The organism is Pseudomonas sp. KB_12 (genome assembly GCF_052114545.1).
Taxonomy (GTDB): Bacteria; Pseudomonadota; Gammaproteobacteria; order Pseudomonadales; family Pseudomonadaceae; genus Aquipseudomonas; species Aquipseudomonas brassicacearum.
In genome coordinates, this window is record NZ_JBFREY010000013.1 from 44,710 (window position 1) to 56,256 (window position 11,547).

The 11,547-nt window shown below is 60.3% G+C and carries 8 protein-coding genes; 1 reads left to right on the forward strand and 7 read right to left on the reverse strand.

From position 1 onward, the window contains the following. Positions 1-15 precede the first annotated feature (15 nt). Positions 16-579 (forward strand): cytochrome b, encoded by a 564-nt coding sequence (locus tag AB4Z20_RS12745; RefSeq protein WP_442090061.1) that lies wholly within the window; start codon positions 16-18, stop codon positions 577-579. Between the two features lie 240 nt (positions 580-819). Here the strand turns inward: AB4Z20_RS12745 and acuI are convergent, their stop codons facing one another. The 7 genes from acuI to fabF all read right to left on the reverse strand — a co-directional run bounded on the left by acuI (position 820) and on the right by fabF (position 11,542). Beyond that, positions 820-1,806: an acrylyl-CoA reductase (NADPH) gene (gene acuI / locus AB4Z20_RS12750; RefSeq protein WP_442090028.1), complete on the reverse strand. Its 987-nt coding sequence runs from the start codon at positions 1,804-1,806 to the stop codon at positions 820-822. A gap of 83 nt (positions 1,807-1,889) precedes the next feature. Beyond that, the gene (locus AB4Z20_RS12755) at positions 1,890-2,723 is read right to left on the reverse strand and encodes an oxidoreductase (RefSeq protein ID WP_442090062.1); all 834 of its coding nucleotides are present in this window, start codon (positions 2,721-2,723) and stop codon (positions 1,890-1,892) included. Positions 2,724-3,104: 381 nt separating this feature from the next. Continuing rightward, positions 3,105-4,925: a M10 family metallopeptidase C-terminal domain-containing protein gene (locus AB4Z20_RS12760; RefSeq protein ID WP_442090029.1), complete on the reverse strand. Its 1,821-nt coding sequence runs from the start codon at positions 4,923-4,925 to the stop codon at positions 3,105-3,107. 122 nt (positions 4,926-5,047) lie between these two features. Continuing rightward, complete coding sequence (locus AB4Z20_RS12765; RefSeq protein ID WP_442090030.1) at positions 5,048-6,355, reverse strand: TolC family protein; 1,308 nt, start codon at positions 6,353-6,355, stop codon at positions 5,048-5,050. A 1-nt stretch (position 6,356) separates the two neighbouring features. Next, on the reverse strand, positions 6,357-7,667 hold the full coding sequence (locus AB4Z20_RS12770; RefSeq protein ID WP_250886112.1) for an HlyD family type I secretion periplasmic adaptor subunit: 1,311 nt from the start codon (positions 7,665-7,667) through the stop codon (positions 6,357-6,359). 19 nt (positions 7,668-7,686) lie between these two features. Next, entirely contained in the window at positions 7,687-9,402 is a 1,716-nt protein-coding gene (locus AB4Z20_RS12775; RefSeq protein ID WP_442090031.1) for a type I secretion system permease/ATPase, read from the reverse strand. Positions 9,403-10,255: 853 nt separating this feature from the next. Beyond that, positions 10,256-11,542: a beta-ketoacyl-ACP synthase II gene (gene fabF / locus AB4Z20_RS12780; protein ID WP_442090032.1), complete on the reverse strand. Its 1,287-nt coding sequence runs from the start codon at positions 11,540-11,542 to the stop codon at positions 10,256-10,258. Positions 11,543-11,547: the final 5 nt, after the last annotated feature.

Sequence of the window (11,547 nt, forward strand, 5' to 3'; positions counted from 1 at the left end):
GATGGAGAGACCGCGATGAATCCGGTAAATCAAACAATAATTGATCGGTATCCGACGTCCCTGCGTATGTTGCACTGGGTGCGCGCCGTGCTCATCGCCGGCCTCCTCTGGGCAGGCTGGCACATGACCGGGCTCGATGACGAAGTGGCGAGCAAATATGAGCTCTATTACCCGTGGCACAAATCCTTCGGGGTGTTGGCGTTCCTGCTGGCCCTGATTCAGCTCACCTTGCGCGTGCGCACCCCCAGGCTGCCGCAACCGCCGGAGACGCTGGCGCGCTATGAGAGAGTTTGCTCATGGCTTGCGCACCGCACCTTGTATGCACTGCTGGTGATCGTGCCGTTGATGGGTTATTCGATGTCGAGCACCTACACGATGAGTGACGGGGTGTTCTTTTTTGGGGTGAACCTTCCCGAGCTGCTGAGCAAGAATGACGACTGGTTCGTTGTCTTCCAATGGCTGCATAAAGTGCTCGCCTACACCCTGCTCGGCCTGATCGTGGTGCATATTGCCGGCGCCCTCAAACACCGGCTCTTCGACCGGGACCCTCGAAGCGACGTCCTGCGCCGTATGCTGTGACTTGATGAGGCGTTGGCAAAAGATGCCACGCCTTCACTCACGGCTCGGACCGCAGAGGCCCGGTAAAGTCCGCTGTGGATGCAGGCCAGGGACATGAAGTGACCAGGCGCCAAGGCTCATAGCGTTTTCATCCGCAGATGTTTACCCGTGCGCCTTTGCCCTGCCCTCACCACTTACGGCGAATAAAAATGCCAGCGCCAGGGCTGCTCGCCAGGTAGCGGAACGCGCGAGAAGCGTTGCTCATGCATTCACGTCCACGACAGTACGCCCGCGCACCTTGCCTTCCAGTACCCGAGCGGCAACGGCCGGCACCTCTGCCAAGCCAATCATCTGGGTGGTGCGGGCCAGCTTGCTCAAATCAAGGTCCTGGGCGAGTCGCGACCATGCTTGCAGGCGCACCGCTTGCGGAGCATTGACCGAATCGATACCGGCCAGGGTCACGTTGCGCAGAATGAAAGGCAGCACCGAGCCAGGCAGATCCGCGCCTTGGGCCAGGCCGAAGGCAGCTACAACGCCGCGATATTGGGTGTGTGCCAAGGCATTGGCCAGGGTGTGGCTGCCCACCGAATCAATGACGCCAGCCCAGCGTTCCTTGGCGATCGGTGCGCCCGGCTGCGACAAGGTGTTGCGGTCGATGACCCGCGTCGCCCCAAGGTCGCGCAGGTAGTCGCCTTCCTCTTGCCGTCCGGTCGAGGCGATCACTCGATAACCCAGGCCCGACAGCAGTGCGATAGCCACCGAGCCGGCGCCGCCGCTGGCACCAGTGACCAGGATATCGCCTCGATCAGGGGTCAGCCCGCCATGCTCCAATGCCAGGACGCTGAGCATCGCCGTGTAGCCTGCGGTGCCGATGGCCATGGCTGCCTGGGTCGAGAATACTTCCGGGATTTTTACCAGCCAGTCACCGCTCACCCGCGCCTTCTGCGCAAAGCCACCGTGGTGGGTCTGGCTCAGCCCCCAGCCGTTGACCAGCACCCGGTCGCCGGCCTCGAACCCCGGGTGGCTGGACGTCTCGACGATACCGGCGAAGTCGATGCCCGGAATCAGCGGAAACTGGCGAATGACCGGGGAGCGTCCGCTGAGGGCCATGGCATCCTTGTAGTTCACGGTCGAGAACTCGATCGCGACGGTAACGTCACCGGGCATCAGGTCCTCGTCCTTGAAGTCGATCAGATGGGTCGAGATCGCTTCGCCGGTTTTAGTCGTGAGCAGCGCCTTGAATGTCATGGTTTTTGTCCTGTTCGTTCAAACGGATCGTCATCGCTGCCCTGCAGGTGCAACAGACACGGCAGCGGGTATGCCAGGCCGAGTCAGTGTGCCTGAGAAGCTCGCTTGGTTTCGAGCTGCAGCGCCCTGCGGATGCCCGTGTCCAGCAAGCGCGCCGGGGCAAAACTGCGCATGAACTGCAACTGGCCGGCCGCTTTGCCAGCGGTATAGCGCAACTTCGGACGCTCGGCACGCGCGACCTGGAGTACCACATCAGCCACCACGTCGGGGCCGTCGGCGGTCGCCATGGCCTGGTTCACCACTTTCGTCACTTTTATCCGAATGTCTTCGTACACGTCGAGCTTGGCATCGGGTTGGAGGTTGTTGCTCTCGAATTGAGTCTTGGTGTAGCCGGGCTCGACGACGGTGACCCTGATGCCGTGGGTACGCAATTCGTGATCCAGCGCTTGCGAATAACCTTCCACCGCATGCTTGCTGGCTGAATAGAGGGCCGCGTAAGGAACAGGCACGACGCCGAGGATTGAGCCGATGTTGATGATGCGGCCAGCACCCTGGCGGCGCATGTGCGGCACCACCGCGCGCGTCGTGCGTACGATGCCGAGGAAGTTGGTATCGAAAAGAGCCTTGGCCTGCTCGACGGAACTCTCCTCCGCCGCTGCCGGCGCGATGCCGAAGCCGGCATTGTTGACCAGCAGATCAATCCGCCCCTCCAACGCCAGCAACTCCTGGATGGCCGCTTCGACGCTGGCATCGTCAGTGACATCGAGCACCAACAGTGGAAACCCCTGCTGTCCCGCCTGCCCGCCTCGTCGGCTGGTGCCGTAGACGCTGTAGCCTGCGGCCACGAGCTTGTGTGCAATGGCTTCCCCGATACCGGATGAAGCGCCGGTCACTAACGCTACGCGTTTGTTGATCATCATGAATGTCCTTCCGGTTATCGACGTTATCCGGTCAGAGATCGCAACTGTGGTCCTGGATCATCGACTGGCAGCCTTATGATGATGATCATAATCGTAACGGTCAATGTTTTTGATGCTGATCGACATCAATAAGATCAATAGCCGTATTGTTCTTGGCACTTGAATAAATCAGTGCTCATAAAATCAATGAATTAACAAAGCAGTCGACGAACTTGTGGCAAGGAGCTTGTTCCGCTTGAGCGGGCTGCCGCTCCAGCGAGAAGCGCCCACAAAAGGACTGCTAAGCAGCCCTGCGGCAGCAAGCTCCCTCGCCACGGCGCTCATCGTTTTATTGAGTGAGCACCCGGCGGGAGAGACCCAGGCCCTTGAGCCGCTCTATCAGGCGATCAGATCGGTGGCATTGAGGGTATTGACGCCCACGAGCTGGATTTCAAAATCCGCCCCCAGATCGCCGTTGACGTTGCCGTAAAGTATATGGTCGACGAAGCGTAGTTGTCCGGCGGTCGTGAACTCATTCGAGTCGATGAAGCTGAATTTATTGAGCGTAGCGGTCAGGACATTGGCATCGAATTTCGACAGGTCAATTTTGTCGCCCTGGAGGCTGCTGAAGTCGGAAATGACGTCTCGACCACTGCCTATGCCCAGCTCATTCAACGCACTGAAAACAAATCGGTCGGCTCCGACACCGCCGATGAGGGTATCAGTGCCAATGCCGCCAATCAGCGTATCCTGCCCAGCCCCGCCATTGAGCACGTTGTTGCCGGTATTGCCGACGAGTACGTTGCCCAAGGTGTTGCCGRYGGCATTGACGTGGGCAGTGCCAGTCAGGATCAGGTTTTCCAGGTTAGCGCCCAGGCTCCAGCTCACCGAAGAACTCACGGCATCGATTTCGCTGGCCAAGGTGCTGGTTTCGCTGACAACGTCCCCGAGGTTATCGACCACGTAGATATCATTGCCGGCACCACCGTYCAGGATATCCGCGCCGCCCAGGCCATTGAGCACGTTGTTGCCGGCATTTCCGRCGAGTACGTTGCCCAARGTRTTGCCGRYGGCATTGACGTGGGCAGTGCCAGTCAGGATCAGGTTTTCCAGGTTAGCGCCCAGGCTCCAGCTCACCGAAGAACTCACGGCATCGATTTCGCTGGCCAAGGTGCTGGTTTCACTGGCGATGTCCGCAATGTTATCAACCACGTAGATGTCGTTGCCGGCCCCACCGATCATGACATCCTTGCCAGCCAGGCCATTCAGGACATTCCCCAGCGCATTGCCAATCAGGGTGTCGTCATTGGCTGAGCCGACGGCGTTCTCGATTTTAGCGCCGTACGCGATCGCCAGCCCTTCATTGAAGGCCGTCTGGGTGCTGAGGTCCATGAACGCCCGGCCAATTTTGCTGAACTGGCCTTCATTCAAATTGATGCGCACGGCCGCGCTCTGATTGCTCGCATCGATTGTGTCAGTGCCGCCGGCGTCCCAAATCGTCTCGAAAACCGATTGGCTGGCCCCCCAGCTATACGTGTTATTACCGGTCTGCCATTGAGTATTGGCCCCATAGAGACTCTGGATGGCGGCAATGTCCAGCAGCATGGGGGTGGTCGGTTCATAAGAATACGAGGTGTTGTAACTCATGACCGTATTGCTGACATCATCGAACTGACTTGCAAGTACCGTGGCGTTTGACAGGCTTTGGGAGAACGGGTGCTTGAGGCCAAGTGCATGGCCGATCTCATGCATAAAAACCAGGTAGTCGTATGTGCCCTTGTCGGGGGTCGGGCTGTTCGTCACTGGCCCGAGCCAGACATCACCGCCGCTGGGGGTATCTGCGGGAAAATAGCCCCAGGCTGCGGTGTCACTGTCCATATCCAGATAACCGCCGAATCGCAGATCGCCTACGGTGGTGGTGGACTCGCTGACCTGGGTGAATTTGATATTGGCAACCGAGCTCCACATGCTGAGCGCACTGGTAATGCCACTTTGCTGGGCTGACGTCAGGACGTAGCCGGCCTCATACTCATTTTCACTGCTGTAGATGCTGGCAAAACGCGAAGTCTCAGTCATGAAACTGTACGTCAGCGGCGTGGTGAACGTACCGGTGCTCCAGGTGTTGCCCATCCAATAGGTACCGACCAGCAAGCTGTCGACTTGCGCATTGCCGGTCAGCGTTGCCGACGAAGAAAATGAATAACCAACTGGAGTAGGCATGCGAAGCTTCCTGTGAACGATCTGCGGCCTTCCGAAATGCGGCCGCTACAAAGGGTTATTTTGCATCAGAAACAGCGAAAATGATATCACTTAGCCACTATTTGACGCCTTGAATCCGCTAATTATGGCGCAACCAGCCATCCATTAGCCTGGCGAATATCCCCATCTCCCAATCTTCCGCTCCAGCGATGCAGCACCAGCAAGCTGGTCACGAACTTGTATTGGGACTGATAGAAATCACGCCGTGCGCGAAACTCGTCCTTGATACTGTCCAGCACATCGACTGCATTCTTGACGCCATAGCCGAAGGCTTTCTCCGTGGCGACCCGAGACTTTTCAGCCGATTCCAGCGCACGCCGTGTTGCCTTGATCCGGCTGAGTTCGGCCGTCATGCCGAGATAAGCGGTGCGGGTTTCCTTGATGACCTGGCGACGCAAGGCTTCCAGCTCCTGCTGGGCGGCTTCCTTGTCGCTTTCGGAGCTCGATACACGTGCGCGGGTGGAACCGCCGCTGTAGAGCGGCATCTGCAAGTCCAGGGACGCGACGAGGTTGTCCGAGCGAGGCGTCACGGCGCCTTCATAGCCAATATCGCTGCGTTGCGCCGTCAAGTTCAGGCCCAGCCGAGGAAGATGCCCGGCCTTGTTTTCATCGATAGCCGCCTCGGCGGCGCGGACGCTGTGCTCGCGGGCGTGCAGCGCCGGGTTGCTGTCGAGTGCCGTCTGCACCCAGTAGTCCTGCGCTTGCGCCGGCAGGCTGAAGGCTGGATTGTCGCCGATGCGCTTGAACCGCTCGCTGACATCGCGCCCCACCAATTCGGAAATCGCTTCACGGCTGACCAGAACCTTGTTGCTGGCTTCGATCTCGTCAGCCTTGAGCGCATCCACTCGCGCCTCAAGGTCGAGTGCGTCGGTCACCATCGCCATCTGCCGCGCGTACAAGGCCTTGACTCGCTTGAGGTTACGTTCGGTCGCCTCCAGCTCGCTGCGCACCAGCGACAAGTCATCCTCGGCCGCAAGAACAGCGAAGTAACGCTCGGACAGATCGATGCTGGCCTGCACCTGGGTATCGGTCGACTCGTAGCCACTCTGCCGGGTCAATTCGATGTACTTCTGGTAACTGCGCCAGACCTGCGGATCGTAGATCACCTGATTGAGCACCACGGCCATGCGCTTGCCGTTGTACTGGATACGGTTCAGGTCGTCGTCGCGCCGGCCGCGGTTGACACTGCCGCTGGCGTTGAGCTGTGGCAATAATTGACCAAAGGCCGCGCGCTCCTTGCCCTCGCCGCTTCGAACCAGGGCTTGTGCCCGCAGGACACGCGGATCAGCGCCCTGCGCTTCCTGGTGCAATTGCCACAGGTCGACATAAGTATCGTCAGCGAGCGCTCCCAGTGGCATGAAGGCCAGGCACATCGTAATCAGGAACCTCATCTCAGTCCTCGATCAACGAACGGGCGAACACATTGCTCGCCGGCTGTATCAAGTATTGCAACAGCGTTCGCGCGCCCGTGTTGACCAGCACTTCGACCGGCATTCCCGGTACCAGGGTCAGGTTGCCCAGCGTCTGACGCCCTTTGTCCGTCAGTGCCACGCGTGCCAGGTAATAAGCCGTGCCGGTGTCCTTGTTGATCAGGCGGTCGGCGGAAATCTGCACCAACCGTCCTTCGATGACGGGCGTGGTGCTGCTCTTGAACGCGCTGAAACGAATGTCCGCCAGCTTGCCCAACGCGATGCGGTCGATGTCCATCGGCGACACCTGCGCCTCGATGATCAGCTCTTCGTTGGCCGGAACGATGTCCAGCAGCGCAGTGCCTGGGCTGACCACGGCGCCGAGGGTATGGACCGTCATGCCCATGACCATTCCGGACTCGGGCGCGAGGATATCGGTACGTTGATCGCGGTCCTGCAGGGTGGCCAGTCGCTCGCGCAGTTCGTACACCTTGGTCCGTGCATCGCCCAACAGGCCGGCGACTTCGCTGGCGAAGGTCTTTTTCAACTGCAGTATCTTCAATCTCGCCTCGTCGATATGGACATGCGCTTGCGCAATCTCGGACTGGCTTTCAGCTATTTCGGTTTGCAGGCGAGAGAGGCTGCGCTCCTGCTCACGCAGTCGCTGTTTGTCCACATAGCCTTCGGCAAGCAGTGCCCGCAAATCGACTATTTCTTCTTGATAGGAAGCCGCCAGCGCCTGCTTGCTGGCGATGATGGCCTTGAATCCGCGAATCTGTTCTTCGATTTGTCCGATGGTCTTCTCTTGCAAGCCGATTTCGCCCAGCAACGAGGTCCGTCGGGTCTGGAAGATCCGGGCTTCACTGTCGCGGGCCTCTTGCACTCGTGGGTCCGCGGGATCCAGGGCCGGCACCGCCAGAGGCTCGGGCAGTGCGTCACGCTCAGCCTCCAACCGGGCCTGCAATTGAAGCGCGGCAATCAACTGGCTGCGCGTCGTTTCCATTTCCGAACGGGCCTGGGTGTTGTCGAGCACCAGCAACACATCGCCGGTCTTGACCAGGTCACCGTCATGCACACGCAGTTCGCGCACGATGCCGCCCTCAAGGTGCTGCACCGTCTTGCGGTAGCTTTTGACCGTGACCACGCCGGGCGCGAGTGCCGAGCTGTCGAGCGGGGCCAACGCAGCCCAGCCACCGAACAGGCCAAAGGTGACCAGCAGCATGAGGTAGCCGACGCGTCTTACCGGCGTGTCATCGACAAGCAACGCGGTGGATGAGTGTTGACTGTTTTGCATGAAATCGCTCATCCGCTTCCTACAGTTGAATCGAGGCAGCCTGGCGGGCTGCGGGTGTTGCGTCGCGCAAACGGGCCAGGACCTGATCCCGCGGCCCGAACAGACTGAGTTCGCCATGATTGAGAACCAGCAATTTATCCACCTGCGCCAACACCCCGGGTCGATGGGTAATGACAAACACCGTGGCCCTGCTCTGCTTGAGCTTTTGCAGCGCCTCGGCGAGCATTTTTTCGCCGGCCTCATCCAGGTTGGAGTTTGGTTCATCGAGCACCACCAGGCGCGGCTCACCGTACAAGGCGCGCGCCAGGCCGATACGTTGCCGCTGGCCGCCGGACAATCCACCACCATTGGTGCCGATCAAAGTGTCGTAGCCATCGGGCAGTTGCAGCACCAGCTCATGCACACCCGCCATGCGCGCGGCGGCGACCACGGCAGGTGCGTTCACCGGGCCGAAGCGGGAGATGTTCTGGCTGATCGTGCCTTCGAACAACTCGATGTCCTGGGGCAGATAACCGATGTACTGGCCCAACTCCTCCCGACGCCATTGGCTGATGTCCGCGCCGTCCAGGCGTACGGTGCCGGCCAGGCTAGGCCAGACGCCCAGCAGTGCCCTGGCCAGGGTCGACTTTCCAGCGCCGCTGGGACCAATGATGCCCACTACTTCGCCCGCGGCCACCTGAAAGCCCACGCCGCGAATAATCGGCTTACGAGCGTCCGGGGATCCGGCCGAAAGGCCCTCGACGCGAATCGCCCCTTCAGGTGCCGGTAGCGACATGCGCTCAGGTTCGGCGGCAATCTTGAGCAGCAATTCGTGCAGCCGGGCATATTGCGAACGGGCCCCCAGAAAGCCTTTCCACACGCCGATCAGCTGATCGATGGGCGCCAGCGCGCGCCCTAGCAAAATCGAGCCGGCAATCATCAGTCCGGACGAAATCTCGTGATTGATCGTCAGATAGGCGCCCAGGCCCAGCACCAGCGACTGCACGATCTGCCGGAACGTCCTGGACACCGAGGTCATGGTCGCGGCGCGGTCGCTGGCCAGGCTTTGCAGGGCGAGAATCCTATGGGTCCGCCCGCTCCAGTGCTGGCGCAGGCTGGCAAGCATGCCCATGGACTGCACCACTTCGGCATTGCGCAAGCTCTTGTTGGTGAAGGCGGTGGCGGCCATCTGTTCGCGGTTGGCAACTTGCAGCGGTGAGTGGGTAAGCTTTTCGTTGGCAAAGGCCAGCGCGCCCAGCAACACGGCACTCACGACCCCCATCCAGCCGTACCAGGAATGAAACATGAACATGACAGCCAGGTAGATCGGGATCCACGGCGCGTCAAAAAACGCAAACAGGCCGTTGCCGGTCAGGAACTGGCGCAAACCGTTCAGGTCGTTCAAAGGCTGGGCCGTGGCATTCATGCCGCTGGTATTGAGCGCCTGCTTGAAACTGGCGTCGAACAGACGCTGGCTCAGCAGCGTGTCCAGGCGAGTGCTTATCCGTACCATGATTCGCGAACGGACCCACTCCAAACCACCCATTGTGATCATCAACAGCAACATGATCAGCGTCAGCATCAACAGCGTCGACAGGCTGGCGCTTCCTACCGCGCGGTCATACACCTGCAGCATGTAGAACGAAGGAACCAGCATCAGCAAGTTGACGAAAAAACTGAAAAAACCAACGGACAGAAAACTACCTTTGCAGACGGCAAGGGCGCCTTCCAGCTCGGTCCTGTTGTGGGCTGACATGGTTCATTACCTGAGGTCCGATTCTGATCAAACCTGAAAAATCACAAGGGCACAGGTGCGTGAGCGCCTGGAATATCTTTCGACGGACACCACTGGGGCACCCGCGCAATCGGTTCTACCGCGCTGTATCGGCACGTTTGAGCGGTTCTTAAGGAACATTGGTGTAACGGGTATGGGCCATGCGATTACGTCGAGGTTGGGTTGGGGAAGCCTGGTAGCGACTTGGCTTTTCCAGGCGGGCTGGTGAGTATATCCATTTCTGCGGTGTGGGCTGCAGCGGCTTACTTTTGAGATGCCGGAATGCCGGCCCAGGCACAAGCAAAAGCGAGGCGACCTTATAACCCGCCTGTTTTTTGATGATCGCGTTTCCCCTGTGGGAGGGGGCTTGCTCGCGAAAGCGGGTGGTTCAGTTTGCAGTGATGTTGGATGTGATGGCGTCATCGCGAGCAAGCTCGCTCCCACAGGTCCTTGTGTCGTACTCAGACAGTGTGAACACCCGAAACCCCATGTGGGAGCGAGCTTGCTCGCGAAAGCGGTGGTTCAGTTTGCAGTGATGTTGGATGGTGCCGAGGTCATCGCGAGCAAGCTCGCTCCCACAGGTTCTTGTTGGGCACCTCGGCATGGATGCCGAGGTAGCCGCGCTGGGCCATGGATGGCCCCTCGCGGCGGCCCACGGAGCAATGCCTTCGTTCAGGCATGCCGAGCCTAGGCGAGGCACCGAGTGGTGGGGCATGAGCGTTTTGCTTACTTTTGACTGGGCCGGCTCCCGGGCTTCTCAAAAGTGAGCCGCCGTAAGGGCGGAACCCTAAGCAGCCGTTACCGCAGCAACGGATATACACACGCCCCCTAAACCTCAGCCCCCCCAACGACGAAACAACACGCTGGCATTAACCCCACCAAACCCAAACCCATTGGAAAGCGCATAGGTAATCGGCATCTGCCTGGCCTCCAAGCCAACCAGATCAAGCCCCGCAGCGGCCTCGTCAGGATGAACCAGGTTCAGGGTAGGCGGAACGATCTGGTCCCGAAGCGCCAACACCGTAAAAATAGCCTCAATGCCCCCGGCCGCGCCCAGCAGGTGCCCAGTAGCGGATTTGGTAGAGGTAATCGCAACACCGGAGCCCGTGCCGAACACCGAGCGAACGGCGGCCAGTTCACCGCTATCGCCAACCTGGGTAGACGTCGCGTGGGCATTGATATGTTGCACGTCCGAGGGGCTGATAGCAGCCTGGCGCAGCGCCTGTTCCATCGCACGCCGAGCGCCGTTGCCGTCCTCCGGGCCCGCCGTCAGGTGGTAGGCATCGGCGCTGGTGCCATAACCCACCAGTTCCGCCAGGGGCTTGGCCCCGCGTGCCAGGGCATGTTCCAGCGATTCGATCACCAGCACGCCGGCGCCCTCGGCCATGACAAAGCCGTCGCGATCACGGTCGAAGGGACGCGAGGCCTCCTGCGGGCGCTCGGCAAATCCCGTGGACAGCGCGCGAGCCGCCGCGAAGCAGCCCAGGGTGACACGATCGATTGCCGCTTCGGTACCGCCGCACAAGGCGATATCCGCCTCACCGCTCCTGATCAGCCTGGCCGCATCGCCAATCGCCTGCACCCCAGCCGCGCAGGCCGTTACCGGCGCGCCAAGCGGCCCCTTGAAACCATGGCGGATGGAAACGTGCCCCGCCGCCATGTTGGCGAGAAAGGCCGGCGCCGTGAACGGTGACAAGCGACGTGGGCCGCGGGCGTCGGTGGTACGCACGGCATCGGCAATCGCGCCAAAGCCACCCACGCCCGACGAGATGATAGTGGCGGTCCGCTCTTGGTCAGCCGCTTCGGTCGGATGCCAGTTGGCCTGGGCCAGGGCTTCGTCGGCGGCTACCAGAGCGAACTCGATGAAGCGATCCATCTTCTTGCGATCCTTGACCGGGATGATGCGCTCCGGGTCGTAACCGGCGATGGCGTCCTCCTCCAACGACGGCACCTGGCCACCCACCGCCACGCCAGTTCCCTCGGTAATATCGCCAGACAGGATGCGAATGCCGGAGCGCCCGGCCAGCAGGCGCTGCCAGACTTCTTCGACACCACAACCCAACGGGCCGACAATGCCCACGCCGGTGACGACGATGCGTTTTTGACCTTGGGAAGTCATCATTGAAA